A 24,798-nucleotide genomic window follows, 5' to 3' on the forward strand; every position below is an offset into this window, starting at 1 on the left:
ATCCGCACAAGAACACCATGGCCGCCCCGAAGACCGATTCCCGCCCCCCGCCCAAGCGCCGCGCCGCCGACCTCGCCTACGACGCCATCGAAACGCTGCTGTCCACCGTGCAGCTGGAGCCGGGCAGCCAGATCGCCGAGGCCGACCTGGCCGAACGCACCGGGCTCGGCCGCACGCCGGTGCGCGAGGCGCTGATGCGCATGGTGTCGATCGGCCTGATCGTGCAGCAGCCGCGCCGGGGCCTGCTGGTGTCGACCATCGACCTTGCCGACCACCTCGACGTGATCCTCACGCGGCGCGTGCTCGAGCGGCTGATTGCCGCGTGCTCCGCGCGCCGCGCCACCGCGCAGCAGCGCACGGCCATCGTGCATTGCGCCGAGATGATGGTCGAGGCCGCGGGCCGCGGCGACCTCAACGACTACATGAAGGCCGACCGCGCGCTCGACCTCGTCAACCACCAGGCGAGCCACAACGATTCGGCGGTGAAGGCCGTGGTGCCGCTGATCGTGCAGTGCCGGCGCTTCTGGTACGCCTACCAGCACGAGGGCGAGATCGTCGAGGGCGCGAACGCGCACCTCGAACTGGCGCAGGGCATCGCCACCGGCGACGAGGCCGCCGCCATTGCCGGCGCCGACCGGCTGATGGACTACCTCGAAGTGTTCGCGCGCAAGATCATCGACAGGTAGGCCCCGCCGGTCAGCCGACCGCCGCGCGCCGCCGCTGCCGCAGCACCGTCGCGCTCTCGCCGCCCTGGCCCCAGTTGTCGGGGTCGATCTCGTCGATCAGCACCGTCACGTCTTCGGGCCGCTTGCCCAGCACCTCCTGCAGCAGCCTGGTGGCGCCGTCGATCAGCGCGGCCTTCTGCTCGCGGGTGGCGGGTTGCTCGCGGCGAGCGAGGCGGATGGTGACGAGGGGCATGAGCGGATTCCTCCAGGGGGCGTGGCTGCGCGATTCTGCCAACGCTGCCCGCCGCGCTGCGCACGCTGGCTGAGCCAGATGCTCGCGATCACGATGCCGATGCCCAGCACCTGCCATGCAGAGAGGCTCTGCCCCAGCAGCGCCCAGCCCAATATCACGGCCGTCACCGGGCTCAGGAAGGCCAGCGGCGCGATCGCCGAGGGCTCCAGCCGGGCCACGCCGCGGAACCACACGATGTAGGTCAGCGCGGCGCCCACCAGGCCGAGCCAGCCGAAGCCGATCCAGTTGTGCAGCGTGAGCGAGGGCAGCGGCGGCTCCAGAAGCAGCGCCACCGGCAACAGCAGCAGGCCGCCCGCCGTGAGCTGCCACGCCGTGAAGGTGAGGGCCGACACCGGCGGCTGCCAGCGCCGGCTCAGCACCGTGCCAAAGGCCATCGACACCGCGGCTGCAATCGCTGCGGCGATGCCGACGGCGTCGAGTGCCGCGTTCGGCGTGAGCACCAGCAGCGCGACCCCGCCGATGCCCACCACCGCCGCCGCCACCGACAGCGCGCGCACCGGCGCGCCCAAAAAGGCGCCGGCCAGGAACACCACCAGCAGCGGCTGCACCGACGTGATGGTGGCCGCCACGCCGCCCGGCAGCCGGTACGCCGCCAGGAACAGCATCGCCCACAGCATCGAGAAATTCAGCGCGCCGAGCACGAAGATGCGGCCCCACCATGCGCGCTCCGGCAGCTTGCGCACGATCAGCAGCAACAGCAGCCCGGCCGGCAGCGCGCGCAGCAGCGCCACCGTCAGCGGGTAGCCGGGCGGCAGCAGCTCGGTCGTGACGATGTAGGTGCTGCCCCAGATCGCGGGTGCTGACGCGGTGAGGAGGACGTCGGTGGTGCGGCTTGTCATGGGTCGAATCTATGGAATTGACCGCCGGTTGAGAATGTTCGAATAATGAATTGATTCTTTACCGCCAGTCGTCAATTCGCAGCGTTTCCAGCATGGACCATCTCACGGCCCTCAAGGTGTTCCGCACCACCGCCGCCACGGGCAGCTTCGCCGGTGCCGCGCGGCAACTGGGGCTCTCGGCCGCGGCCGTCAGCAAGAACATCGCGCAGCTGGAGGCGCACCTGAAGGTGCGGCTCATCAACCGCACCACGCGGCAGATGAGCCTGACCGAAGCCGGCGCCGCGTACCACGAGCGCCTGTCGCGCATCCTCGACGAGCTTTCCGAGGCCGACGCCGCCCTCGCGCCCATGGGCAGCAGCCCCGGCGGCGTGCTGCGCGTGAGCGCGCCGCTCACTTTTGCGCTCACCTCGCTGTCGCCCGTCATTCCCGAGTTCATGGCCCGCTACCCCAAGCTGCGGCTGGAGCTGAACCTGCAGGACAGCCGCTCGGACATCATCGGCGAGGGCTACGACCTGGCCATCCGCGGCAGCGACCGGCTCGAGGATTCCAGCCTCGTCGCGCGCCGCCTCATGACCATGGACCACGTGCTGTGCGGCGCTCCCGGTTACTTCGCCGCGTTCGGCCGCCCCGCGCAGCCCGAAGACCTGAAGGCCCACGAGTGCGTGCAGTTCACGCTCTCCGGGCATGCGAACAAATGGACCTTCAAGCGCGCCGGCCGCAGCGTGGCGGTGCCCGTCGACGGACGCTACAAGGTCAGCTCCAGCATCGCCGTGCGCGACGCGCTGCTCGCGGGCTTCGGCCTGAGCCTGATCCCGCGCATCTACGTCGAGAACGAGCTGGCCTCGGGCCGCCTGCAGGCGGTGCTCGAAGACTGGGAGGCCGACAAGACGCCGGTGTACGCGGTCTACCCCTCGCGTCACCTCGCGGCGAAGACGCGCGCTTTCGTCGACTTCCTGGCCGAGCGGTTTTCGGCGCGCTGATCGCTCCGGAGCGGCGCGCTCAGTCGGCGTCTGGCGCCGGTTCCGGGCCCTGCCAGCCCAGCAGCTCGGCCAGCCGCTGGACGATCCAGGCGGCTTCCGCCGCCGACACGCCCGCCTCGGGCGTCGCCAGCCCGGCGTGGATGCGCCGCAGGATCTCGCTCTCGACCGGTACTTCGGTGTGGTGCTGGATCTGCGCGTGGCCCACGAGATGGTTCGCCAGGTCTTCGCAGATCTCGTAGCGCGCGCGCACCACGCCGATCGGCTCGCTCAGGCGCTGGCGCGCGTCGCTGTAGACCGCGAAGAACGAGGGCGGGATGTAGATCTGGTTGTCGTCGGACATCGCGAATCGCTCAGGAAGGCCGTCGTCCCAACGACAAAACGCGCCCGGGGGCGCGTTCGTCGTCGTGGCTCCGTGGAGCCGGCGAAGGCTGGATCAGCCGCCCTTCTTGGCGCGCTTGCCAGGGTTCTTCTTGCTGCGCGTTGCGGTGCCGCGCTCGAGGCTGACCTTCTGGCCGCCACCGGAGCGAGGCACGGTGTAGCCGGGCAGCGGCGTCGGCTTCGGGGTGGCAACGCGTTCGGCTTCGGTACGGAATGTCTTGGGCATGAAAAGCTCGGGTAAAAGTAATGTTCGAACCCGCAATTAGGCCACATCGAGGATTTCATATGCCAATAACCGAAACAACCGCCGGCGCCGGGCGTCCGCGCTTCGTTTCGGGCTCGCTGATGCGCCATGTCTGCGTCATGGCGGGCACGGGCGCCATCGGGCTGATCGCGGTGTTCGCGGTCGACCTGATCAACCTGTTCTACATCTCGCTGCTCGGCGAAAAGGAGACTGCGGCGGCGGTCGGTTTCGCGGGCGTGGTGGGCTTCTTCCATGCGTCGCTGTGCATCGGGCTGACCATCGGCATCGCGGCGGTGGTGTCGCGCACGGTGGGCGCGGGGCGCATGGAAGACGCGCGCCGCATCGGCACCTCGAGCCTCGTGCTGATGGTGGCGCTGTCGGTGCTGGCGGGCTCGGGCACCGCCTTCTTCCTGCACCCGGCGCTGCAGGCACTGGGCGCCCAGGGCGAGACGGCGCGGCTCGCGCATCGCTACCTCTCGGTGACGGTGCACACGCTGCCGCTGCTGGGCATCGGCATGGCGACGTCGGCGCTGCTGCGCTCGGTGGGCGATGCGCGCCGCTCGATGACGGTCACGCTGGCGGGCGCCTTCGTGACGGCGGTGCTCGACCCGATATTGATCTTCGGCCTGGGCCTGGGGCTCGACGGCGCGGCCATCAGCGCGGTGGTCTCGCGCACGGTGCTGGCGGCCATCGGCCTGCACGGCGTGGTGGTGAAGCACCGCATGCTCGGTCCCTTCCAGGCTTCGCGGCTCGGCGCCGATGCGCGCGCGCTGGGCTCGGTGGCCGGGCCGGCGGTGCTGACGAACCTGGCCACGCCCGTGGGCGCGGCCTTCGTCACGCATGCGGTGGCGCAGTTCGGTCCCTCGGCGGTGGCGGGCGCGGCCACCATCGACCGGCTCACGCCGGTGGCCTTCGGGCTGGTCTACGCGCTAAGCGGCGCGGTCGGGCCGATCCTGGCGCAGAACCTGGGCGCGGGGCAGTACCGAAGGGTGCAGGAAGGCCTGCGCGACAGCCTGCTGTTCATGGTGGCGTCGGTGGCCGCGGCGTGGCTGCTGCTGGCGCTGGGGCAAGGCGTGCTCATTCGCGCGTTCTCGGCCGAAGGGCAGGCGGCGGAGCTGATCTCGCTGTTCTGCAGCTGGCTGGCCGCGAGCTTCTTCTTCGCGGGCGGGCTGTTCGTGGCGAACGCCTCGTTCAACAACCTCGGGCATCCGCTGCTGTCGACCGCGTTCAACTGGGGGCGCGCCACGCTGGGCACGATTCCGTTCGCCTGGTGGGGCTCGCACCACGGGGCGGCCGGCGTGCTGATCGGGCAGGCCGTGGGCTCGTCGATCTTCGGGCTGCTCGCGGTGGTGGTGGCGTTCAGGCTGGCCGCGAAGCTGGCGCGGCAGGAGGCGCCCGACGCGGCACCGGCCCCGGTGCTCGACGCACCGGTGGCGCCTGCATCGGCGCTGGCCACGCCGCAGGCGGGCGTTACTGCTCCAGCAGCCGCACCTTGACCGACTTGCCCTTGACGCGGCCGGCGGACAGCTTGCGCGCCGCCTCGGCCGCGATGGCGCGGTCCACCGCCACGTAGGTCGAAAATTCGTTCACGTTGATCTTGCCGACCTGCTCCTTCGTGTAGCCGCAGTCGCCGGTGAGCGCGCCCAGCACGTCGCCGGCGCGGATCTTTTCCTTGCGCCCGCCCACGATCTGCAGCGTGGCCATCGGCGGCTTCAGCGGCGTGCCCTTGGCGGGCGTGAGTTCGGACAGCTCGTGCCATTCCGATTCGCGGCCCTGCAGCAGCTCGATTTTTCCGACGCTGCCCATCTCGTTCATGCTGGCCAGGTTCAGTGCCAGGCCTTCCGAGCCGCCCTGCTGGCCCACCCGGCCGGTGCGGCCGACGCGGTGGATGTGGATTTCGGAGTCTGGCGTCACGTCGACGTTGATCACCGCCTCGAGATGCGAGATGTCGAGCCCGCGCGCGGCCACGTCGGTGGCCACCAGCACCGAGCAGCTGCGGTTGGCGAACTGCACCAGCACCTGGTCGCGCTCGCGCTGCTCCAGCTCGCCGAACAGCGCCAGCGCGCTGAAGCCCTGGGCCTGCAGCACGTCGACGAGGTCGCGGCACTGCTGCTTGGTGTTGCAGAAGGCAAGCGTGCTCACGGGGCGGAAATGGTCGAGCAGCAGGCTCACGGCGTGCAGCCGCTCGCTGTCCTTGACCTGGTACCAGCGCTGGCGGATCTTGCTGCTTTCATGCTGCGCCTGCACCGTGATCTGCTCGGGGTTCTTCATGAACTGCTGCGCGAGCTTGGCGATGCCTTCGGGGTACGTGGCCGAGAACAGCAGCGTCTGGCGGGCCGAAGGGCACTGGCGCGCCACCGTCACGATGTCGTCGAAGAAGCCCATGTCCAGCATGCGGTCGGCTTCGTCGAGCACCAGCGTGTTGAGCGCGGACAGGTCGAGGTTTTCGCGCTCGAGGTGGTCCATGATGCGCCCCGGCGTGCCCACCACGATGTGGGCGCCATGCTCCAGGCTGGCGACCTGCCCGCGCAGCGCGACGCCGCCGCAGAGCGTGACGACCTTGATGTTTTCCTCGGCGCGCGCCAGGCGGCGGATTTCGGTCGTGACCTGGTCGGCCAGCTCGCGCGTCGGGCACAGCACCATCGCCTGGATGGCGAAGCGCCGGGGGTTGAGGTTGGCGAGCAGCGCCAGTGCGAAGGCGGCGGTCTTGCCGCTGCCGGTCTTGGCTTGCGCGATCAGGTCCTTGCCGAGCAGCGCGGGCGGCAGCGCGGCCGCCTGGATCGGCGTCATCTGCGTGTAGCCGAGCTGGGTGAGGTTGGCCAGCGTCTGGGGCGTGAGCGCCAGCGTGGCAAAGCCGTTGTCGGCTGGGGTGCCGCCGGCTGTGGGATTGGTTGTGGTCATCGTTCAGCAGCCGGGGAGCGCAAAAAAACAAAAGCCTTGCCGGCACCCTTGGCGGGGCGCCGCAAGGCCTTGCGTCAGTCGCGGATCAGCGGCGGGGTGCGTTGTTGTTGCCGGAGTTGGTCGGCGGCGGGCCGCGACGTTCCAGGTGACGGAAGGTGATACGGCCCTTGGTCAGGTCGTAGGGCGAGAGTTCGAGCGACACCTTGTCACCCGCCAGGATGCGGATGTGGTGCTTGCGCATCTTGCCGCCGCTGTAGGCGATCAGCTGATGGCCGTTGTCGAGCGTGACGCGGTAGCGCGAGTCGGGCAGGACTTCGGTCACCGCGCCGTTCATTTCGATCAGTTCTTCCTTGGGCATGTGTGATTACCTCTGAATCGTTCGATGTGTGTTGGAGATGGAATCGGGCGTAATTGTTTCAGGCCGCGCACGGGAGTGCGAGGGGCGCGCGTTCGCGCACCCAGCCAAGGCCCTCGTCGACGGCATAGCGGACCGCCGCGGCGTGGCTGGCGAAGCGCGGCGTGAAACGCATCACGCGGTCGTGCATGCCGCTGCCGCTGCCGGAGCGGATGGAGACGGAAGCGGCGAAATTGCCGTCGTCCTGGTGTCGGATGAGCGGCGAAACAAGGTACTTGCCCACCGCGATACTGTGTTGAATGATGTCCATGAAGCCTTGGCTCGGCGCGCGGATACGAAGCGCGAAGAGCCTGAAAAATAATTGAAAACGGGCGTGGGCCGGCCGGAATGGCGCGGCGGACGCGCTATTCGCTTCAACAGGAACGAAGGCAGTGGTGGCAATCATGGGCGCCCGGTCTGGCGCTCCAACACACTGTATGAGCCGGCTTGGGAATGAGGGGCCTGAAGAATCCAAGGACAGTGCAGGTCAGCCGGCGGTATTGACGAAATTCTTCGTCGTGGTATCGAAACGAACCCGACATTATAGCCCGCAGGGCATGACGACCGCTTGTCTTAATTACAACGCCTCCATGAAAAAGGCCCCGAGGGGCCAGCGATCAGAGGTTTTCAGCTACTAAAAACATAGCGATGCCGGGGCGGAACAGGCCCTCCGTGCCCTGCGAGCCGCCCTAAGCAGCAGCGCCAGCCCCGCGAGTTGCATCGCCGCGCCCGCCCATCCCACCGCGCTCACGCCGAACAGCTCGATGGCCGCGCCGCCCAGCGCCGAGCCTGCCGCGATGCCGAGGTACGTCGCCGATGCATTGAGCGACAGCGTCATCGGCGCGCGGTCTGGCGCCAGCCGGATCAGCCGCACCGCCTGCGCCGGCCCGAAGCCCCAGCCGGCAAAGCCCCACAGCGCCGACAGCCCCACGATCAGCGGCAACGCCAGCCCGCGCGGCAGCATCTGCGCCGCGAACGACAGGCCGCCCAGAATCACCACCAGCATCAGTGCAAAACCCTGCGCCACGCGGTCGGCGCCGAAGCAGTCGGTGGCCCAGCCGCCGGCCGCGGTGCCAAGGGCCGCCGCCACGCCGATGGCGCAGAACACCGCGCTCGCGCCTTCGGCCCCGAAGCCCAGCGTGCCCGACAGGAACAGCGCGATGTAGGTGTAGAAGCTGAAGCCGCCGGTGGCCCACAGCAGGGTGACGAGCAGCGCCGGCAGCACGCCGGGTGCGCGCGCCGCCTCGAAGGCCGGTGCCTGCTTCGCGGCGGCGGGGGCTTGCGCCAGGGCGCGCGGCAATCCCAGGGCCAGGCCCCAGGCGGCCAGCGCCGCCACCGCCGCGATCAGCAAGTAGGCCGTGCGCCAGCCGCCCCAGCTCGCGATCCATGCGCCCAGCGGCACGCCGAGCGCCACCGCCACGGTGCCGCCGCCGCTCACGATGGCCAGCGCCCGGCCGCGCAGCGCGGGCGACACCATCGCCGCCGCCACGGCGCTTGCGGTCGGCAGGAACACGCCGGCTGCCAGTCCCAGCGCGATGCGCGCCAGCGCCAGTAGCGCGAAGCCGTGCGCCAGTCCCGCCGCCAGTGCGAGGCCCGAGAACGCGGCGAGGCTGGCGATCAGCAGCGGCCTCCGCCCGAAGCGCGCGAACAACGCCGCCATCAGCGGGGAGCCGACGGCGTAGCTCAGCGCGAACAGCAGCACCAATTGCCCGGCCCGCGCGGCGCTGACCTGCAGGTCGGCCGCCAGCACCGGCAGCAGTCCCGCGACCATGAAGCTTTCGGTGCCGATGGCGAAGGCGCCCAGCGCGAGCCAGCCGAGGCTCATGGGCAACCGTTCGGGCAAGGGCGCGGCAGTGGGGTTGGTTGGCATGGAAGGCTCCGTTCAAAGGTGTTCCGAGGCCTTCAGAATAGGATTGCGATTGGCTCCTTGAAAGAACCACAATCGGCGAAGTTCATGGAACCACTTTTCGAACTCGCCATCCGCCTGCCGGGCGCCGGCTCGCGCGAACTGCTGCGCGAAGTGCACCGGCAATTGCGCGGCGCCATCCTCGACGGCCGGCTGCAGCCCGGCGCGCGCCTGCCCGCCACGCGCGCGCTGGCCGAGCGGCTCGGCGTGTCGCGCAACACCGTGCTCGCGGCCTACGACCTGCTGCTGAGCGAGGGCTACCTGCTGGCGCGTCCCGGCGCGGGTACCTACGTGGCCGACATCCTGCCGGACTCGCGACGCGGCCGTCCCGCCCGCCCGGCCCGGGGCATGGCGGCCGGGCGCGATTCCCGGCTGGTGCCGCTGCACGTGCCCGGCGCCGATCTCGCGCCGACGCTGCAGCCGCAAGCCGCGCGCGACGACTTCCGCGTCGGCCTGCCCGACGTGAGCGCCTTCCCTTTCGACATCTGGCGCCGCCTGTCCGACCGAGCGCTGCGCCGCGTTGCGCGGCAGACCGCCGACTACGCCGACCCGCAGGGCCAGCAGGCACTGCGCGAGGCGATCGCGCGGCATGTGTCGTTCACCCGCGCGGTGGGCTGCACAGCCGGCGACATCGTCGTCACGGCCGGCGCGCAGCAGGCCTTCGGGCTGCTTGCGCGCATCCTGGTCGTGCCGGGGCGCACCGTGGTCGCGGTCGAGCAGTTGTTCTATCCCTCGCTGCGCGAAGCGATGCTGGCCGCGGGCGCGAAAGTGGTCACCGTGCCGACCGACACCGAGGGCCTGTGCGTCGAGCGCATTCCGCCCGAGGCGCGCGTGATCTGCGTGACGCCGTCGCACCAGTTCCCCACCGGCGTGGCGATGTCGCCGCAGCGGCGCGCCGCACTGCTGGCCTTTGCGCGGGCACGCAATGCGGTCGTGGTGGAAGACGACTACGACAGCGAATTCCGCTTCGCCGGCCGGCCGCTCGATGCACTGCAGACGCTGGACCGCGCCGAGTCGGTGTTCTACGTCGGCACTTTTTCCAAGAGCCTCTTTCCCGCGCTGCGCCTGGGCTTCGTGGTCGCGCCGCCATGGGCCCGCGCGGCGCTGGTGCGGGCGCGCGAACTCGCCGACTGGCACGGCCCGGTGCTGGGGCAGGAAGCACTCGCGGCCTTCATTGCCGAGGGGCACCTGGCCCGGCACATCCGCAAGATGCGCAAGCTGTACGGCGCGCGGCGCACCGCCCTGCTCGAAGCACTGGCGCGGCACGGCGGCGGGCGGCTTGAGGCGATTCCATCCAACGCCGGGCTGCACCTGTCGGCCTGGCTGCACGGCCCGACGCGGGCCGACGTGGTGGTCGAGCGCGCCGCGGCGGCCGGCATCGTGCTGCCGCCGCTCTCGCGCTTCGCGCTCGATCCGCACGCGCCCGACGTGCCCAACGGGCTGTCGTTCGGCTACGGGCTGATCGGCGAAGCGCAGATCGACGGCGCCATCCAGCGCCTGGTGCAACTGCTGTAAGCCCGCCCACGCAGGCATTCGAGCGCACGCGATGGCGTCGCGCTCCTACAGCCGTTGCGCGGGCCACTGCGCTCAATCGAGGCATGAACACGACCGCACTCTCTTCAGCAACCCCCGTGCGCTACGACCCCGCCGTGGAAACCTTCCGCGACGACGAGGCGCAGACGCAGACCGACCTGGTGGCCACGCTCGTCGACATGGAGAAAACCATGGCCGACCACACCGGCCATGCCATGCGCGCGGTGCACGCCAAGAGCCACGGCCTGCTGCGCGGCGAACTGAGCGTGCTCGACGGCCTGCCCGAAACGCTGGCGCAGGGCCTCTTCGCGTCGGCGCGCCGCTACCCGGTCGTCATGCGGCTGTCGACGCCGCCCGCCGAGGTGCTCGACGACCGCGTCTCGCTGCCGCGCGGCATGGCCCTGAAGGTCCTCGGCGTGGAAGGTCCGCGCGTCGACGGTGCCGAAGGCGGCTCCACGCAGGACTTCCTGTTCGTCGACGGACCGGTGTTCTCCGCGCCCGACGCCAAGGGCTTCCTGCGCACCCTGAAGCTGCTCGCGGGCACCACCGACAAGGCGCCGAACGCCAAGCGCGTGCTGTCTGGCGTGCTGCAGGGCGTCGAGAAGGCGGTCGAGACTTTCGGCGGCCAGAGCGGCACGCTGATCGCACTCGGCGGCCATGCGGAGACGCACCCGCTCGGCGCCACCTTCTTCACGCAGGTGCCGATCCGCTATGGCGCCTATATCGCCAAGCTGCAGCTGGCGCCTGTTTCCCCGGCGCTGCTGGCGCTGGAGAACGCGCCGCTCGACCTCGCCGGCAAGCCCGACGGCACGCGCGAGGCGGTGGCCGATTTCATCCGCGCGAACCCCGCCGTGTGGGAACTGCGCGTGCAGCTGTGCGTGGACCTGGAACGCATGCCGGTCGAAGACGCATCGGTCGAATGGCCGCAGGCGCTCAGCCCGTTCATTGCCGTCGCGCGCATCACGGCCGATCCGCAGGAAGGCTGGAGCGAGGCGCTGGCGCGCGAGATCGACGACGGCATGGCCTTCAACCCCTGGCATGCGCTGGCCGCGCATCGGCCGCTGGGCAACGTGATGCGCGCGCGCAAGGCGGCGTATGCGGCTTCGTCGGACTACCGCAGCGAGCGCAACGGTTGCCCGCTGCACCGCTGAAGATTTCAGCCCAGCCCGAGCATCCGCCGGTTGGCCGCCACGTCCACGCCGCCCGCGGCGAAGTCGTCGAAGGCCCGGTCGGCCACGCGGATGATGTGGTCGGCAATGAACTTCGCACCCTCGCGTGCGCCGTCTTCGGGGTGCTTGATGCAGCACTCCCATTCCAGTACCGCCCAGCCCGGGAAGTCGTACTGCGCCATCTTCGAGAAGATGGCCTTGAAGTTCACCTGCCCGTCGCCCAGCGAGCGGAAGCGCCCGGCGCGGTTGATCCAGCTCTGGAAGCCCCCGTACACGCCCTGCTTGCCGGTCGGGTTGAACTCGGCGTCCTTCACGTGAAAGATCTTGATGCGCTCGTGGTAGTGGTCGATGTAGGCCAGGTAGTCGAGCTGCTGCAGCATGAAGTGGCTCGGGTCGTACAGCAGGCAGGCGCGCGGATGGTTGTTCACGCGCTCCAGGAACATCTCGTAGCTCACGCCGTCGTGCAGGTCTTCGCCGGGGTGGATCTCGTAGCCCACGTCCACGCCCGCCGCGTCGAAGGCATCGAGGATCGGCCGCCAGCGGCGCGCGAGCTCGTCGAAGGCTTCCTCGATGAGTCCCGGCGGGCGCGGCGGCCACGAATAGAGATACGGCCAGGCCAGCGCGCCCGAGAAGGTCGCATGCGCCGTGAGGCCCAGGTTGGCCGATGCCTTGGCCGCCAAGTGCAGCTGCTGCACCGCCCATTGCTGGCGCCTGGCCGGATCGCCGCGCACCTCGGGCGCCGCGAAGCCGTCGAAGCCCGCGTCGTAGGCCGGGTGCACAGCCACCAGCTGGCCCTGCAGGTGGGTCGAGAGCTCGGTGATCTCCAGGCCGTGCTTCGCCAGCGTGCCTTTCACTTCGTCGCAGTAGGTCCTGCTTTCGGCCGCCTTCTTCAGGTCGAACAGGCGGGCGTCCCAGCTGGGAATCTGCACGCCCTTGTAGCCAAGCCCGGCGGCCCAGCCCGCAATGCCGTCGAGCGTGTTGAACGGTGCCGTGTCGCCCGCAAACTGGGCGAGAAAAATGGCCGGACCCTTGATTGTCTTCATCGGTTTGTCTTCCTTGTTCGTGGGCGTCGCGTTGAAAGCATACTTGGCGTGTCGTCCGACCCCGTGCGAGAGGCCAACGAGCCACAATGGATTTTCCTTTTCGCATCACCCGTCCGGTTCGCTCCGTCGACAGTCCCGCGATGACACAACCTGTTTCCGCCCGGCTCAAGATCGGCCTGTCCGCCTGCTTCTCGCATGCCGACCCCGCCCGATCGCTCTTCACCAACAAGACGCTGCAGTACGTCGAGCAATCGATCGCGCACTGGCTCATGTCCGCCGGCGCCATGGTGGTGATGGTGCCCTGCCCCACGGGCGAAACCGCGCGCGGCGACACCAAGCTGTCGCACTACGCCGAATGGCTCGACGGCGTGGTGATGCACGGCGGCGCCGACGTCTGGCCCGGCAGCTACGGCGAGGTGCCGCTGAAGGACGCATGGATCGGCGACCGCATCCGCGACCTCTACGACCTGGCGCTGGTCGAAGCCTTCGAGCAGGCCGGCAAGCCCATCTTCGGCGTGTGCCGCGGGCTGCAGCTCATCAACGTGGCCTTCGGCGGCACGCTCTACCAGGACATCGAGGCGCAGCACGGGCACCCCGAGACGCTCAAGCACCGCGACCCGGTCACCTACGACCAGAACTTCCACCAGATCGAGCTGGTGCAGGGCACCCGGCTGTCGAAGCTCTACCCCGACCTGAAGACCGCGCGGGTGAACAGCATCCACCACCAGGGCGTGAAGGACATCGCGCCCGGCTTCGACATCGAGGCCTGGAGCCTGCCCGACCGCGTGCCCGAGGCCATCCGGCGCCGGGCCGATCGCGGCCGCAGCTACATCGCCGCGACCCAGTGGCACCCCGAGTTCCACAAGTACGGCAGTACCGAGACGGTCGACGACACGCCCATCCTGCACGACTTCCTCTGGGCCTGCGCCACCGCGCGCGTGGCGCCGCGCACGAGCAGCATGCGCGGCATGCCCGGGCGCATCCGCAACCGCGCCGCGCGCCTGCTGAAGCAGGCACTGCTGCGGCGCTGAGGCCGCGCTCCCATCACCATCCGCGAGACCGTGGCCGCTGCGGGAGATCGTCGATGCGGTGATCGACGCGCAGGTCGAGGCGCACCGCGAGATGTACGACCGTTTCCTGGCCGAGTGGGTGGGCGTGCTCGAGGCCGCCTCGGACGTGGCGGCCGATGGACGGCCCGAAGAAGGGACGTGGCGCGCTGAATCAGCGCGAGCTGTTCTTCGTGCCGGAGACGCCGGCGTCGATGGTGCCGAACACGGTGACGCCGCTGCCGCCCGTGGGTGTGGCGGCGCTCGATGCATTGGCGCTGCCGGCCGAGCCGGTGCCCGCGCAACCCGCGACGAGCGCGCCCATCGCGACGGCAAGAACGGCTGCAATGAATGGCTTCACTGGAAACTCCAAGAGGTGTGGTGGGTCATGACCGTTTCCACTATAGGCCGCCGGCCCGGCCCCTCGTGTAACAACACACCGGGGCCGGCAGGGTTGTTGGCCTGCGGCGGGCCGCTCAGCGCGGGTCCGTCGCCAGCAGCATCTCGACCAGCGAGCGCAGGTGCCCCTGCAGCCGCGCGGCGCCGGCCTCGTCCAGCGCCAGCGTGGTCTCGTCCATGTAGAGCTTGCGGTTGATCTCCACCTGGATGCTGTGCCGGTGGCCTGCCGGGTCGCCGTTGCGGCGCACCAGCTCCACGCCCTTGTAGGGGTGGTTGTAGTCCACGCTGTAGCCGAAGCCGCGCAGGTGCTCGCAGATCTTGCGCGACAGCGCCGGGTCGGCGGTGCTGCCGTCGCGGTCGCCGATCACGAAGTCGGCATGCGCCAGGCCCGGGAAGTCGGTGGCATGGCTGGCCGCGATGGCCGGCATCGAGTGGCAGTTGATGTGGATGCTGTAGCCGTGGCGCGCATGCGCCTCGTCGATGGCCTGCGCCACCGCCGCGTGATACGGGCGCCAGCAGGTGTCGATGCGCTGGCGCACCTCTTCCACCGGCAATTGCCGGTCGTAGATGGGCAGGCCTTCGTCGGTGAGCTTCCAGATCAGCCCCTTGCCCAGGCGCACCTTCGACAGCACGCGCGGGTCGGTGGAGACCGGGTCGGTCCACTCGCCCTGCAGCATCGTGGTGTCGATCTCGGTGGTGTCGCGGTTGGCGTCCAGGTAGCTGCGCGGAAAGTGCGCTTCCACCCAGGCCACGCCCATCGGCGGGGCGAAGGCGTAGAGCTTTTCCACGTGCGTGTCCTCGGCGCGGCGCAGCGTCGCGAGGTCGCGCACCGTGCCGAAGTCCTCGGGGTAGACGGTGCCGCTGTGCGGGGAGTCCAGCACCAGCGGCGTGTTCCCGGCAACGCTCGTCACCTGGGCGCGGGTTTGAATCAGTTTCAGGACTGGATGCATAGGCAGGCCGGGCTCAGTCCAATCGCACGCGTGCGAATTCGGCCACCTTCTTCATCTTGTCGATCTCGCTGGCGATCTGCTTGGTGAACTGCGCCGGCGTGGTGCCCGATGCGTACAGGCCCTGCAGCGCCAGGCGCTCGCGCACCGAGGCGTCCTTCAGCGCGGTGGCCACGGCCTGCTGCATGCGCAGCACCAGCTCGGCCGGCGTGCCGGCGGGCGCGATCATGCCGAACCACGACGGGTCGTTGTTGGCCGGATAGCCCAGCTCGCCGTAGGTGGGCACGTCGGGCAGCACGTCGAGGCGGCCGTTCCACGACACGGCCAGCGCCTTCAGCTTGCCCGCCTTCACGTGCGGCAGCGAGGAAGCCACCTGGTCGAAGTACACCGGCACTTCGCCCGCGAGCACGTCGTTGATGGCCGGGCCCGCACCGCGGTAGGGGATGTGCACCATCGAGGTTCCGGTGCTGCTCTTGAACAGCTCGCCCCACATGTGGCCGATGGTGCCGTTGCCCGGCGAGGCGTAAGACACCTTGCCCGGATTGGCCTTGAGGTACTTCACCAGCTCGGCGAAGCTGGCCACCGGCAGCTTCGCCGGGTTGATGACGATCACGCCCGGCGCCTTGACGATCTCGGTCACGGCGGCAAAGCCCTTGATCGGGTCGTACGGCAGCTTCTGGTACACGGCCGGGTTCACGCCGTGCGTGGACAGGGTGGCGATGCCGAAGGTCAGGCCGTCCGGCGTGGCGCGGGCCAGCTCGGCCATGCCGATGGAGCCGCCGGCACCGGCGCGGTTGTCGATGACCACCGGCTGCTGAAGGATCTTGGCCACGGGCTCGCCGAGCACGCGCGCCGTGATGTCGGTGGCGCCGCCGGGCGGGAACGGAACGACCAGGCGAATGGGCTTGCCCTGGGCAAAGGATATTCCTGGAAGGATGGAAGCAGCGGCCAGCGCGGAGATGAAATGACGACGTTGCATGGGGTGGATTCCAATGTGCATTGAGTGAGAAGGAGCGATTTCGCCTCACTTCAGAAGCAAAGGATAGACCAGCTAACATTCTGATCTGGAATGTTTTAATGGGCATCCTGCCATGTCGCTGCGCCGTCTCAATCCTCCGCTGAACCTGCTGCGGGCCTTTTCCACCGTGGTGCGCTTCGGCGGCGTCTCGCGCGCGGCCGAGGCGCTGCACCTCACGCAGGGCGCGGTCAGCAAGCAGGTGCAGGAGCTCGAGCGCTGGATCGGCGCGCCGCTGTTCGAGCGCAACCGCAAGCGACTGGCGCTCACGCCGGCCGGCGAGCGCTACGAGAAGACGGTGCGCTCGCTGCTCGCGCAGCTGGAGGCGGCCACGCTGGAGCTCATCACCAGCGGCGACGGCGGCGGCGCGCTGCACCTGTCCACCCTGCCCACCTTCGGCGCCAAGTGGCTGATTCCGCGGCTGCCCGACTTCCAGCGCGCCCATCCGCAGATCACGCTGCATTTCGTGCCCTTCGTGCACGGCTACGACTTCGAGCGGCCCGAGCTCGACTGCGCCATTCTTTTCGGCGACGGCCACTGGCCCGGCGCGCAATCGCACTACCTCGCGGGGCGTGACGTGGCGCTGATCGCGCCGCGCGCCGCGCAGGCCGAAGTCGCCATCCGCACGCCGCAGGACGTGGCACGCTGCACGCTGCTGCGCCACGTCACGGTGCCGCAGTCGTGGCTGCACTGGAGCGAGACGCACGGCGTGCGCGGGCTCGACCCGCTGGCCGGCCCGCAGTTCGACCAGTTCCAGACCATGATCCGCGCGGTGATGGTCGGCATGGGCGTGGCGCTGGTGCCGCGCTGCCTGGTGCAGGACGAAATTTCCTCGGGGCTGGTGGACGAGCCGCTGCCGGGCGGCGGCTACCGGGGCAACGAGGGCTACTGGTTCTGCTATCCGGAAGGGCGCGGCCAGCTGGCCACGCTCGATCATTTCCGCAGCTGGCTGCTGGCGGAGGTCGACCGCGCCAAAGAGGCGCAGGCGCCCGCCTGAGCCCTGCTAGGTCGAACGGCTCATTCGGGCTTGGCGCCCGAAGCCTTCACCGCGGCGCCCCACAGGCGGATCTCGCTCGCCACGAAGCGGTCGAACTCCGCCGGCGTGGTGGGCGCCGGCTCGGAGCCGCGCTCGCGGATGAAGCGCGCCATCTGCTCGCTCTTGAGGATGTCCGTCACCTCGTGGTTGAGGCGCTCGACGATTTCGGGCGGCGTGCCGCGCGGCGCCATCAGGCCGAGCCAGCCCACCGCCTCGAAGTTCTTCGTGCCGGCCACGCCGCTTTCGGCCACCGTGGGCACCTCGGGCAGCTGCGACGAGCGCGTGGCCGACGTGACCGCCAGCGTTACCGCCTTGCCCGACTTGATGTGCGGCAGCGCGGCCGTCACCGAGTCGATCATCAGCGGCACCTGGTTGCCCAGGAAGTCCGACTGCGCCGGGCCGCTGCCGCGGTACGGAATGTGCGTGATGAACACATGCGCGGCCGACTTGTACATCTCGCCCGACAGATGCTGCGTGCCGCCGATGCCGGCGCTCGCGTAGCTCAGCCGGCCGGGTTCCGCCTTGGCGCGCGCGGTGAGCTCGGCCAGCGTGCGGATGCCGCTCTCCGGCGTGGCCAGGAACACCAGCGGCACCTTCGCGATGAGCGAGATGCCGACAAGGTCCTTGCGCGGATCGAAGCCCGGCTTGGCGTAGAGCGTCTGGTTCACCGCCATCGCGCTGCCCGCCACCACCAGCGTGTAGCCGTCAGGCTGCGAGCGCACCACGAACTCGGTGCCGATGTTGCTGCCGGCGCCGGCCTTGTTGTCGACGATCACCGGCTGGCCCAGCCGCCTGCCGAGCTGCTCGGCCATCGCGCGGGCGAAGATGTCGGTGGCCTGTCCCGGCGGGAACGGCACCACCAGCTTGACCGGCCTGTCGGGCCACGCGGCGGCATGCGCCATGCCGGCGCCGCCCAGCGTCGCGACGGCCGCCAGGGCCACGCTCGCTGCGAAGTGTCTGCGCCGCATGGCTCAGGTCGCCGAGAGGTGCTTGCCCACGATGCCCGCGAGTTCGAACATCGTCACCTGGTCCTTGCCGAACACCGGCTTGAGCTTGGCGTCGGCATTGATCGCGCGCTTGTTGGTCGCGTCCTGCAGGCCGTTGGCCTTGATGTAGTCCCACAGCTTCTTGATGACCTCGGTGCGCGCCACCGGTTCGGCGCCGATCACCGCGGCCAGCGACTCGCTGGGCTTCAGGCCCGCGCCAGGCTTGCGCGGCGCGGCGGCCTTCTTCGCGGCCGGTGCCTTCTTGGCGGCGGGCGTCTTCTTCGCCGCCACCTTCTTGGCTGCCGCCGTCTTGCCCGCAGGCGCGGCCTTGCCGAAGGTCTTGCGCGGCGGGAACTTGCTGCCCCCTTCGCGCGGCGCGAACTCGAAGGTCACCTTGCCCTCTTCGGCGTTCCAGGTTAGGAAGGCCTTGAAGGCGCGGCGCGTGCGCATGCTCACGAACTTGTCGAGCAGGTCGGTCTTGCCGGTGGCCAGCAGCTTTTCCATCTGCGCGCGCTCCACCGGCTGCTGCAGGATGATCTTGCCGGTCTTGAAGGTGCAGGTTGGCGTGGGTTGCGCATTGGTGGGCACCGACTTCTCGCAGACGTAGTTGCTGCCGTGCTCGAACACCGGCGCGCCGCACACCGGGCACGGGCCCACGGTGTCCTGGTCGCTGAAGTCGACGATCTCGCCGGTGTCGGCGTTCTTGTCGTCGCCGAAGTCGAACTCCAGCTTCCAGTTCTTGGCCTCGTCGTCGAACTTGATGACGATCTCGGAAGTGAAGGGCCAGCCGGCCTTGGAGCGGAAGCCCTCCAGCGGGCCGATGTGCTTGTCGCGCAGCAGCGCCTCGGCCTCGGCCACCTCGAAGGTGCGCCCGGCCGGCGACTTGCCGAACGAGAAGCCGCAGGCGTCCTCCCCGGTGCCGCTCTTGCCGGTGCAGGCGTAGCGGCGGTAGTTCTCGCGCACGATGCCGCCGCAGTTGGGGCACGGCGTCTGCAGGGTGGCGTAGTCGCCCGGCACGGTGTCGCGGTCGTATTCCTTCGCCTTCTTGACGATGTGCTCCGTCATCTCGGCGATCTCGCGCATGAAGGCGTCGCGGCTGAGCGCGCCCTTCTCCATCTGCGCGAGCTTGTATTCCCACTCGCCGGTGAGCTCGGCCTTGGAGAGTTCTTCCACGCCCAGGCCGCGCAGCAGCGTCATGAGCTGGAAGGCCTTGGCCGTGGGAATCAGCTCGCGGCCTTCGCGCAGCATGTATTTCTCGGTGATCAGGCCTTCGATGGTGGCCGCGCGCGTGGCTGGCGTGCCCAGGCCCTTCTCCTGCATGGCTTCGCGCAGCTCGTCGTCGTCGATGGTCTTGCCCGCGCCTTCCATCGCGCCGAGCAGCGTGGCTTCGGAGTAGCGCGCCGGCGGGCGCGTCTTCAGGCCCTTGATGTCGGCGGACTCGGTCTTCACGATCTCGCCCGGCTTCACCGGCACGAGGCGCTTGCCGTCCTTGTCGTCTTCCTTCTCGTCGTCCTGGGCTTCCTTGCCGTAGATGGCGAGCCAGCCCGGCTTCACCAGCACCTTGCCGTCGGTGCGGAAGGGGTACTTCCTGCCGCCCTGCTCCACCGTGCTGATGCGCGTGGTGACCTGGTATTCGGCGCTCGGGAAGAACACCGACAGGAAGCGGCGCACCACGAAGTCGTACAGCTTCTGCTCGGCCTCGCTCAGGCCGCTGGGGGCCTGCAGCGTCGGGATGATGGCGAAGTGATCCGACACCTTGGCGTTGTCGAAGATGCGCTTGTTGGGCTTCACGTAGTTGCCGTCGACCGCCTGCTTGGCGAACGGCGCCAGGTGCTTCATGCCGCTGTTGGCGAGCATGCCCATGGTCTGCTTGACGACGGGAAGATAGTCTTCCGGCAGCGCACGCGAATCGGTACGCGGGTAGGTCAGCGCCTTGTGGCGCTCGTACAGGCTCTGCGCCAGCGCCAGCGTGGTCTTGGCGCTGAAGCCGAAGCGGCCGTTGGCCTCGCGCTGCAGCGAGGTCAGGTCGAACAGCATCGGCGAAGCCTGCGTGGTGGGCTTGCTTTCTTCGGTGACGGTGGCGGGCTTGCCGCGCGAGGCGTCGGCGATGGCGCGGGCTTCCTGCTCGTTCCACACGCGGTCGGCGCGCTGTTCGGGGTCGGGTTCGCCGTTGGCCAGGAGCGGCGCGTTGGCCTTCTTCCAGTCGGGGTTGAACCACTTGCCGGGGTACTCGCCGGCCTCGGCCGCGAAGCTGCCGTGGACTTCCCAGTAGTCGCGCGAGACGAACTTGCGGATCTGTTCCTCGCGCTCCACCACGACGGAGAGCGTCGGCGTCTGCACGCGGCCCACGGTCGTGAGGAAGAAGCCGCCGTCGCGCGAATTGAATGCGGTCATGGCGCGCGTGCCGTTGATGCCCACCAGCCAGTCGGCCTCGGAGCGCGAGCGCGCGGCGTCGGCCAGGCCCTGCATCTGCTTTTCGGTGCGCAGCGCGTCGAAGCCGTCGCGGATGGCCTGCGGCGTCATCGACTGCAGCCACAGCCGCTTGACCGGCTTGTTCAGCCCCGACTTGCCGCCGGCGTACTGCTCGATCAGGCGGAAGATCAGCTCGCCCTCGCGCCCCGCGTCGCATGCGTTGATGAGCTGCGTCACGTCCTTGCGCTTGGCCTGCTTGACCACCGCGTTCAGGCGCGTCTTGGTCTTGTCGACCGGCTTCAGGTCGAAGTGCGGCGGAATCACGGGCAGGTTGGCAAAACTCCACTTGCCCCGCTTGACGTCGAATTCCTCGGGCGCCTGGATTTCGACCAGGTGACCGACAGCGCTGGTCACGACATAGCTGTCGTTCTCGAAATGCTCGTCATGTTTGTCGAATTTGCCGGCCACCGGCGTGAGGGCGCGGACGATGTCCTGCGCCACCGACGGCTTTTCTGCGATTACCAAGGTCTTCATCAACAATTCCTAAAAAGTTCTCAGGCCGCCGCCGAGCCGCCTCAAGGCGGCCTGCGGCCCCCTCGGGGGGCAGCGACGACACGCAGTGCGGGAGCGTGGGGGCCACATACAATCTGCGGCTTCCCGCGTGCGCACGCGCACACGCGCATGTGTGCATATTCAAACTAACAGACTTCGGCGATGCCTTCCAAAACCCCACTTTCCGCCGGTCGCCGAATCCAGATGCGGCGCTCCGATGTCCACGGCAACGGCGTGTTCGCGGTGCAGGACCTGGCCGAAGGCGAAACGCTGATCGAATACAAGGGCGAGATCATCAGCTGGAAGGAAGCGCTGCGCCGCCATCCGCACGACCCGGCCCAGCCCAACCACACCTTCTACTTCCACATCGACGACGGGCGTGTGATCGACGGCAACGTCAAGGGCAACGACGCGCGCTGGATCAACCACTCGTGCGAACCGAACTGCGAGGCGGACGAGGTCGATGGGCGCGTTTATATCAAGGCGCTGCGCAACATCGCTGCAGGCGAAGAGCTCAACTACGACTACGGCCTGATCATCGACGAGCCGTACACGCCGAAGCTTCTGTCCGAATTCCCTTGCTGGTGCGGCTCCGAGCAGTGCCGCGGCACGCTGCTGACGCCCAAGGATGAGGACGAAGAAAAGAAAAAGAAGAAGAAAGACAAAAAGAAAGCCGAGAAGAAGAAGGCCGAGAAAAAAGAGGCCGAAAAGAAAGAAGCCAAGAAGGCCGAAAAGAAGGCCGGCAAGAAGGCTGAAAAGAAAAAATCCGCCAGGAAGGACAAGTCCGGGAAGGACTGAACATGGGCAGCACCACCGCCGACTGGTTCGAAGACCGGATCGCCGCGGCGGTCGCCCCGCTGCTGCCCGGCTTCACCGTCGAGGCCGTGGCCGAGATCGATTCCACCAACACCGAGCTGATGCGCCGTGCGCGCGCCGGGCGTGTCGAGCCCGTGCTGCTCGTGGCCGAGCACCAGACGGCCGGCCGCGGCCGGCTGGGCCGGCCCTGGCAGAGCGCACCGCGGCAGGAAGCATCGGCCTCCCTGCTGTTCTCGCTGGGCCTGCCGCTGGCGCCCGCCGACTGGTCCGGCCTGTCGCTGGCCGTGGGTGTCAGCGTGGCCGAGAGCCTCGACCCCTCCGGCGCACACAAGGTCGGCCTCAAGTGGCCCAACGACGTGTGGGTCAACGACAGCAAGCTGGTCGGCATCCTCATCGAGACCGCACTGCCGTCCAGCGGCCGGCCCGATGCGTCGCGCTACCTCGTGATCGGCATCGGCGTGAACATCGGCGCGCGCGATGCCGACGGCATGCGCACCCCGCCGGCCTGGCTGCGCCAGTGGCGCCCCGATGCCAGCGCGCCCGAGGTGCTGGGCGAGCTGGCCCCGCCGCTCGTGCAGGCCGTGCTGGATTTCGAGGCGCGCGGCTTCGCGCCTTTTGCCGAACGCTTTGCCGCGCGCGACGTGCTGCGCGGCCGTGAAGTGGCGCTCAGCGACGGCACCACCGGCCTGTGCGAAGGCGTGGCCTGGGGCGGCGAACTGCAAGTGCGCACCGACGCGGGGCTGCAGCTCATATCGAGCGACGAAGTGAGCGTGCGCCCTCGCGGCATGGCGTTCTGACCGGCCGATCCGCATGAAGCTGCGTCTCCTGCTCGTCGTATTGCTGCTGGCCAACGCCGGCTACTTCCTGTGGGCGCGCGGCGATCTCGCCGGCTTCGGCCTGGCGCCGGCGGGGCTCAACGAGCGCGAGCCGCAGCGTCTCGCGCGGCAGATCCGGCCCGAGTGGCTGCAGATCCGCAACGACGCGAAGCCTGCCGCGCCGGCTCCGGCTCCGACCCCGGCCCCCGCAGCTGCCGCGCCCGCGCCCTCCCCCTGACCATCAGGCTCAGACAGGCGCCTCGGCCTCGAAGCGCACCGTGAAGAGCGCCCCCGGCGGATGCTTGCCGGGATGCGCATCCTCCAGCCTCACCTGCGCGCGGTGCTGGTTCGCGATCTCGCGCACGATCGGCAGCCCCAGCCCGGAGCCATCGGCCTCGTTGCCGAGCACACGGTAGAAAGGCTCGAACACCAGCTCGCGGTCGGCCTCGGCGATGCCGGGGCCGTTGTCCTCCACCTGCAGCAGCAGCACGTGGCCGAAGGGGTCGGCCAGCACGCGCACGGTGATCAGGCCCGGGCGCTCCGGCGTCGATGGCGTGTAGTTCAGCGCGTTGTCGACGAGGTTGCGCACCAGCTCCTTCAGCAGCGTCTGGTTGCCGTCGAACATCACGCCGGGCGCGCCCGCCTCGGCGCCGTCGTAGCCCAGGTCGATGCGCTTCTCGATGGCCCGCGGCACCGCCTCGCGCACCACCTCGATGGTGAGCCGCGCCAGGTCGCAGGGCTGGTGGTGCACGTTGGCGCTGTTGCCTTCGGCGCGCGCCAGCGACAGCAGCTGGTTCACCGTGTGCGTGGCGCGCTTGCTGGCGCGGCCGATCTGCTTGAGCGACTGCTTCAGCTCGTCGGCGTTGGCGCCTTCGCGCTGCGCCAGGTCGGCCTGCATGCGCAGGCCCGCCAGCGGCGTCTTGAGCTGGTGCGCCGCGTCGGCCAGGAAGCGCTTCTGCGTGCCGATGGAATCGTTGAGCTTGTCCAGCAGCTCGTTCACCGAAGACACCAGCGGCACCACTTCGAGCGGCACCGACGATTCGTCGAGCGGGCTCAGGTCGCCGGGGCGCCGCTCGCGGATGCGCGCCTCCACCACCGACAGCGGCTTGATGCCGCGCACCAGCGCCAGCCAGATCAGCAGCACCGCCAGCGGCAGGATCGCGAACTGCGGCAGCAGCACGCCCTTGATGATCTCGGCCGCCAGCACCGACTGCTTCTCGCGCGTCTCGGCCAGCTGCAGCAGCGAGGGCGGCACGTCGTCGCTGCCGCTGGCCAGCCACATCGATGCCACGCGCACCGGCTGGCCGTGCACGTCGCTGTTGTGCAGGAACACCTGGTTGGGCGGCAGCGGCTCGTCGAGGCCGGGCTGGGGAATGTCGCGCTCGCCGCTCAGCAGCGTGCCATGGCCGTCGAGCAGCTGGTAGTAGACGTGGCCTGCATCGTCGGCCCGCAGGATCTCGCGCGCCGACTGCGAGAGCACGAACTGCGTGTGCCCTTCCTTCACCGTCACCAGTTCGGCCAGCGCCTTCACGTTGTGCTCGAGCGCGCGGTCGAAGGGCGCGTTGGCGATGCCCTGCGCCACCAGCCAGGTGACGCCGATGCTCACCGGCACCAGCAGCAGCAGCGGCGTGAGCATCCAGTCGAGGATCTCGCCGAACAGCGAGCGCTGCGCGCGCTGGAAAAGCTTCACCGGGCTCGCTCCCAGGCTTCGCGCATGAAAAGGGGCATCAGTTCTGGATCTTCTCGAGGCAGTAGCCCAGCCCGCGCACCGTGGCGATGCGCACCGGGCCCTTCTCGATCTTCTTGCGCAGCCGGTGGATGTACACCTCGATCGCGTTGAGGCTCACCTCCTCGCCCCATTCGCAGAGGCGGTCGACCAGCTGGTCCTTGCTCACCAGCCGGCCGGCGCGCTGCAGCAGCACTTCGAGCAGGCCGAGTTCGCGCGCCGACAGCTCGATCATCTTGCCGTCGATGGTGGCCACGCGGCCGGCCTGGTCGTACACCAGCGGGCCGTGGCGGATCGCGTTGCTGGTGGTGCCCATGCCGCGGCGCGTGAGGGCGCGCACGCGGGCCTCGAGTTCCTGCAGGCTGAAGGGCTTGGCCATGTAGTCGTCGGCGCCGTTGTCCAGGCCCTTGACGCGCTCTTCCACGCTGTCGGCCGCTGTCAGCACCAGCACCGGCAGCTGCGAACCGCGCGCGCGCAGGCGCTTGAGGATCTCGATGCCGTGCAGGCTGGGCAGCCCGAGGTCGAGGATCAGCAGGTCGAATTCGTCATGGGTCATGAGCGCGGTGTCAGCCTGCGAGCCGTTGGCCACGTGGTCGACCGCCGCGCCCGAGGTGCGCAGGCTGCGCAGCAGGGCATCGGCCAGCACCTGGTCGTCTTCGGCAATCAGAATCCGCATATGCGCC

Annotated in this window: 26 protein-coding genes; 10 read left to right on the forward strand and 16 right to left on the reverse strand. The window is 69.2% G+C overall.

Features of this window, described 5'->3' with window-relative positions; genetic code table 11:
- Positions 1-17: 17 nt before the first annotated feature.
- Positions 18-686, forward strand: a complete 669-nt coding sequence (locus tag AC1RVW_RS13540) for a GntR family transcriptional regulator (RefSeq protein WP_234382226.1) — start codon at positions 18-20, stop codon at positions 684-686.
- A 10-nt stretch (positions 687-696) separates the two neighbouring features.
- On the opposite strand, the gene AC1RVW_RS13545 is transcribed toward AC1RVW_RS13540, so the two are convergent.
- Together AC1RVW_RS13545 and AC1RVW_RS13550 are read right to left on the reverse strand one after the other, a co-directional pair.
- Complete coding sequence (locus AC1RVW_RS13545) at positions 697-918, reverse strand: tautomerase family protein (protein ID WP_493200465.1); 222 nt, start codon at positions 916-918, stop codon at positions 697-699.
- On the reverse strand, positions 849-1,817 hold the full coding sequence (locus AC1RVW_RS13550) for a DMT family transporter (RefSeq protein ID WP_493200467.1): 969 nt from the start codon (positions 1,815-1,817) through the stop codon (positions 849-851). Before AC1RVW_RS13550 ends, AC1RVW_RS13545 begins: the two co-directional genes overlap by 70 nt.
- 92 nt (positions 1,818-1,909) lie before the next feature.
- Between AC1RVW_RS13550 and AC1RVW_RS13555 the strand changes: the two genes are divergently transcribed.
- Positions 1,910-2,797, forward strand: coding sequence for a LysR family transcriptional regulator (locus AC1RVW_RS13555; protein WP_493200469.1), 888 nt, complete (start codon positions 1,910-1,912; stop codon positions 2,795-2,797).
- Between the two features lie 19 nt (positions 2,798-2,816).
- On the opposite strand, the gene AC1RVW_RS13560 is transcribed toward AC1RVW_RS13555, so the two are convergent.
- On the reverse strand, positions 2,817-3,137 hold the full coding sequence (locus tag AC1RVW_RS13560) for a hypothetical protein (protein WP_409194549.1): 321 nt from the start codon (positions 3,135-3,137) through the stop codon (positions 2,817-2,819).
- Between the two features lie 93 nt (positions 3,138-3,230).
- Positions 3,231-3,401: a hypothetical protein gene (locus AC1RVW_RS13565; RefSeq protein WP_164546861.1), complete on the reverse strand. Its 171-nt coding sequence runs from the start codon at positions 3,399-3,401 to the stop codon at positions 3,231-3,233.
- 59 nt (positions 3,402-3,460) lie between these two features.
- Here AC1RVW_RS13565 and AC1RVW_RS13570 point away from each other — a divergent pair, with 59 nt between their 5' ends.
- A complete protein-coding gene (locus AC1RVW_RS13570) occupies positions 3,461-4,915 on the forward strand; it encodes an MATE family efflux transporter (RefSeq protein ID WP_493200472.1) in 1,455 nt (484 codons plus the stop codon).
- Here the strand turns inward: AC1RVW_RS13570 and dbpA are convergent.
- From dbpA to AC1RVW_RS13590, 4 genes are all read right to left on the reverse strand, one after another.
- Positions 4,890-6,320 (reverse strand): ATP-dependent RNA helicase DbpA, encoded by a 1,431-nt coding sequence (gene dbpA / locus AC1RVW_RS13575; protein ID WP_493200474.1) that lies wholly within the window; start codon positions 6,318-6,320, stop codon positions 4,890-4,892. The two genes, AC1RVW_RS13570 and dbpA, sit on opposite strands and share 26 nt — an antisense overlap.
- A gap of 85 nt (positions 6,321-6,405) precedes the next feature.
- Entirely contained in the window at positions 6,406-6,678 is a 273-nt protein-coding gene (infA, locus tag AC1RVW_RS13580) for a translation initiation factor IF-1 (protein ID WP_015867950.1), read from the reverse strand.
- A 58-nt stretch (positions 6,679-6,736) separates the two neighbouring features.
- Entirely contained in the window at positions 6,737-6,985 is a 249-nt protein-coding gene (locus tag AC1RVW_RS13585; RefSeq protein WP_081271150.1) for a hypothetical protein, read from the reverse strand.
- Positions 6,986-7,348: 363 nt separating this feature from the next.
- Positions 7,349-8,584, reverse strand: a complete 1,236-nt coding sequence (locus AC1RVW_RS13590; RefSeq protein ID WP_493200476.1) for an MFS transporter — start codon at positions 8,582-8,584, stop codon at positions 7,349-7,351.
- An 84-nt stretch (positions 8,585-8,668) separates the two neighbouring features.
- Here AC1RVW_RS13590 and pdxR point away from each other — a divergent pair, with 84 nt between their 5' ends.
- Both pdxR and AC1RVW_RS13600 read left to right on the forward strand, forming a co-directional pair.
- Positions 8,669-10,135, forward strand: a complete 1,467-nt coding sequence (pdxR, locus tag AC1RVW_RS13595) for a MocR-like pyridoxine biosynthesis transcription factor PdxR (protein ID WP_493200478.1) — start codon at positions 8,669-8,671, stop codon at positions 10,133-10,135.
- Between the two features lie 83 nt (positions 10,136-10,218).
- On the forward strand, positions 10,219-11,304 hold the full coding sequence (locus AC1RVW_RS13600) for a catalase family protein (protein WP_409194544.1): 1,086 nt from the start codon (positions 10,219-10,221) through the stop codon (positions 11,302-11,304).
- A gap of 5 nt (positions 11,305-11,309) precedes the next feature.
- Here AC1RVW_RS13600 and AC1RVW_RS13605 read toward each other — a convergent pair whose 3' ends face one another.
- On the reverse strand, positions 11,310-12,365 hold the full coding sequence (locus tag AC1RVW_RS13605) for a sugar phosphate isomerase/epimerase family protein (RefSeq protein ID WP_493200481.1): 1,056 nt from the start codon (positions 12,363-12,365) through the stop codon (positions 11,310-11,312).
- A gap of 140 nt (positions 12,366-12,505) precedes the next feature.
- Here AC1RVW_RS13605 and AC1RVW_RS13610 point away from each other — a divergent pair, with 140 nt between their 5' ends.
- A complete protein-coding gene (locus tag AC1RVW_RS13610) occupies positions 12,506-13,396 on the forward strand; it encodes a gamma-glutamyl-gamma-aminobutyrate hydrolase family protein (RefSeq protein WP_081268691.1) in 891 nt (296 codons plus the stop codon).
- A gap of 190 nt (positions 13,397-13,586) precedes the next feature.
- Here AC1RVW_RS13610 and AC1RVW_RS13615 read toward each other — a convergent pair whose 3' ends face one another.
- From AC1RVW_RS13615 to AC1RVW_RS13625, 3 genes are all read right to left on the reverse strand, one after another.
- Positions 13,587-13,772 carry a hypothetical protein gene (locus AC1RVW_RS13615; protein ID WP_081268692.1) on the reverse strand — a complete coding sequence of 62 codons (186 nt, stop codon included), beginning with the start codon at positions 13,770-13,772 and terminating at the stop codon, positions 13,587-13,589.
- Between the two features lie 115 nt (positions 13,773-13,887).
- Positions 13,888-14,760, reverse strand: a complete 873-nt coding sequence (locus tag AC1RVW_RS13620; RefSeq protein WP_493200484.1) for an N-formylglutamate amidohydrolase — start codon at positions 14,758-14,760, stop codon at positions 13,888-13,890.
- A gap of 13 nt (positions 14,761-14,773) precedes the next feature.
- Positions 14,774-15,736 carry a tripartite tricarboxylate transporter substrate binding protein BugE gene (locus AC1RVW_RS13625; protein WP_493200486.1) on the reverse strand — a complete coding sequence of 321 codons (963 nt, stop codon included), beginning with the start codon at positions 15,734-15,736 and terminating at the stop codon, positions 14,774-14,776.
- A 112-nt stretch (positions 15,737-15,848) separates the two neighbouring features.
- Between AC1RVW_RS13625 and AC1RVW_RS13630 the strand changes: the two genes are divergently transcribed.
- Positions 15,849-16,769, forward strand: a complete 921-nt coding sequence (locus tag AC1RVW_RS13630; RefSeq protein ID WP_081268695.1) for a LysR substrate-binding domain-containing protein — start codon at positions 15,849-15,851, stop codon at positions 16,767-16,769.
- Positions 16,770-16,789: 20 nt separating this feature from the next.
- Here the strand turns inward: AC1RVW_RS13630 and AC1RVW_RS13635 are convergent, their stop codons facing one another.
- Complete coding sequence (locus AC1RVW_RS13635; RefSeq protein ID WP_493200488.1) at positions 16,790-17,776, reverse strand: tripartite tricarboxylate transporter substrate binding protein; 987 nt, start codon at positions 17,774-17,776, stop codon at positions 16,790-16,792.
- A 3-nt stretch (positions 17,777-17,779) separates the two neighbouring features.
- Complete coding sequence (locus tag AC1RVW_RS13640) at positions 17,780-20,740, reverse strand: DNA topoisomerase III (RefSeq protein ID WP_493200490.1); 2,961 nt, start codon at positions 20,738-20,740, stop codon at positions 17,780-17,782.
- Between the two features lie 180 nt (positions 20,741-20,920).
- On the opposite strand from AC1RVW_RS13640, the gene AC1RVW_RS13645 reads away from it, so the two are divergent.
- Genes AC1RVW_RS13645 through AC1RVW_RS13655 form a run of 3 tightly spaced genes read left to right on the forward strand, consistent with a single transcriptional unit; the run spans position 20,921 to position 22,627 of the window.
- Positions 20,921-21,556: an SET domain-containing protein gene (locus AC1RVW_RS13645; protein ID WP_493200492.1), complete on the forward strand. Its 636-nt coding sequence runs from the start codon at positions 20,921-20,923 to the stop codon at positions 21,554-21,556.
- A gap of 2 nt (positions 21,557-21,558) precedes the next feature.
- A complete protein-coding gene (locus AC1RVW_RS13650) occupies positions 21,559-22,371 on the forward strand; it encodes a biotin--[acetyl-CoA-carboxylase] ligase (protein WP_285413898.1) in 813 nt (270 codons plus the stop codon).
- Between the two features lie 13 nt (positions 22,372-22,384).
- A complete protein-coding gene (locus tag AC1RVW_RS13655; protein WP_106936358.1) occupies positions 22,385-22,627 on the forward strand; it encodes a sporulation protein in 243 nt (80 codons plus the stop codon).
- Positions 22,628-22,636: 9 nt separating this feature from the next.
- On the opposite strand, the gene AC1RVW_RS13660 is transcribed toward AC1RVW_RS13655, so the two are convergent.
- Positions 22,637-24,079 (reverse strand): sensor histidine kinase, encoded by a 1,443-nt coding sequence (locus tag AC1RVW_RS13660; protein WP_081268700.1) that lies wholly within the window; start codon positions 24,077-24,079, stop codon positions 22,637-22,639.
- A gap of 37 nt (positions 24,080-24,116) precedes the next feature.
- Entirely contained in the window at positions 24,117-24,791 is a 675-nt protein-coding gene (locus tag AC1RVW_RS13665) for a response regulator transcription factor (RefSeq protein WP_081268702.1), read from the reverse strand.
- Between the last annotated feature and the right edge of the window lie 7 nt (positions 24,792-24,798).

The organism is Variovorax sp. MPBD4-3, assembly GCF_058809745.1.

Excerpts from the sequence above, each read along its gene's own strand:
- AC1RVW_RS13545 (WP_493200465.1), bottom strand. The coding sequence starts at position 918 with ATGCCCCTCGTCACCATCCGCCTCGCTCGCCGCGAGCAACCCGCCACC.
- AC1RVW_RS13645 (WP_493200492.1), top strand. The coding sequence starts at position 20,921 with ATGCCTTCCAAAACCCCACTTTCCGCCGGTCGCCGAATCCAGATGCGG.
- AC1RVW_RS13655 (WP_106936358.1), top strand. The coding sequence starts at position 22,385 with ATGAAGCTGCGTCTCCTGCTCGTCGTATTGCTGCTGGCCAACGCCGGC.
- AC1RVW_RS13570 (WP_493200472.1), top strand. The coding sequence starts at position 3,461 with ATGCCAATAACCGAAACAACCGCCGGCGCCGGGCGTCCGCGCTTCGTT.
- AC1RVW_RS13550 (WP_493200467.1), bottom strand. The coding sequence starts at position 1,817 with ATGACAAGCCGCACCACCGACGTCCTCCTCACCGCGTCAGCACCCGCG.
- AC1RVW_RS13630 (WP_081268695.1), top strand. The coding sequence starts at position 15,849 with ATGTCGCTGCGCCGTCTCAATCCTCCGCTGAACCTGCTGCGGGCCTTT.
- infA (WP_015867950.1), bottom strand. The coding sequence starts at position 6,678 with ATGCCCAAGGAAGAACTGATCGAAATGAACGGCGCGGTGACCGAAGTC.
- AC1RVW_RS13635 (WP_493200488.1), bottom strand. The coding sequence starts at position 17,776 with ATGCGGCGCAGACACTTCGCAGCGAGCGTGGCCCTGGCGGCCGTCGCG.
- AC1RVW_RS13600 (WP_409194544.1), top strand. The coding sequence starts at position 10,219 with ATGAACACGACCGCACTCTCTTCAGCAACCCCCGTGCGCTACGACCCC.
- AC1RVW_RS13565 (WP_164546861.1), bottom strand. The coding sequence starts at position 3,401 with ATGCCCAAGACATTCCGTACCGAAGCCGAACGCGTTGCCACCCCGAAG.
- AC1RVW_RS13605 (WP_493200481.1), bottom strand. The coding sequence starts at position 12,365 with ATGAAGACAATCAAGGGTCCGGCCATTTTTCTCGCCCAGTTTGCGGGC.
- AC1RVW_RS13590 (WP_493200476.1), bottom strand. The coding sequence starts at position 8,584 with ATGCCAACCAACCCCACTGCCGCGCCCTTGCCCGAACGGTTGCCCATG.
- AC1RVW_RS13640 (WP_493200490.1), bottom strand. The coding sequence starts at position 20,740 with ATGAAGACCTTGGTAATCGCAGAAAAGCCGTCGGTGGCGCAGGACATC.
- AC1RVW_RS13620 (WP_493200484.1), bottom strand. The coding sequence starts at position 14,760 with ATGCATCCAGTCCTGAAACTGATTCAAACCCGCGCCCAGGTGACGAGC.
- AC1RVW_RS13610 (WP_081268691.1), top strand. The coding sequence starts at position 12,506 with ATGACACAACCTGTTTCCGCCCGGCTCAAGATCGGCCTGTCCGCCTGC.
- AC1RVW_RS13585 (WP_081271150.1), bottom strand. The coding sequence starts at position 6,985 with ATGGACATCATTCAACACAGTATCGCGGTGGGCAAGTACCTTGTTTCG.
- AC1RVW_RS13650 (WP_285413898.1), top strand. The coding sequence starts at position 21,559 with ATGGGCAGCACCACCGCCGACTGGTTCGAAGACCGGATCGCCGCGGCG.
- AC1RVW_RS13555 (WP_493200469.1), top strand. The coding sequence starts at position 1,910 with ATGGACCATCTCACGGCCCTCAAGGTGTTCCGCACCACCGCCGCCACG.
- pdxR (WP_493200478.1), top strand. The coding sequence starts at position 8,669 with ATGGAACCACTTTTCGAACTCGCCATCCGCCTGCCGGGCGCCGGCTCG.
- AC1RVW_RS13560 (WP_409194549.1), bottom strand. The coding sequence starts at position 3,137 with ATGTCCGACGACAACCAGATCTACATCCCGCCCTCGTTCTTCGCGGTC.
- AC1RVW_RS13665 (WP_081268702.1), bottom strand. The coding sequence starts at position 24,791 with ATGCGGATTCTGATTGCCGAAGACGACCAGGTGCTGGCCGATGCCCTG.
- dbpA (WP_493200474.1), bottom strand. The coding sequence starts at position 6,320 with ATGACCACAACCAATCCCACAGCCGGCGGCACCCCAGCCGACAACGGC.
- AC1RVW_RS13540 (WP_234382226.1), top strand. The coding sequence starts at position 18 with ATGGCCGCCCCGAAGACCGATTCCCGCCCCCCGCCCAAGCGCCGCGCC.
- AC1RVW_RS13625 (WP_493200486.1), bottom strand. The coding sequence starts at position 15,736 with ATGCAACGTCGTCATTTCATCTCCGCGCTGGCCGCTGCTTCCATCCTT.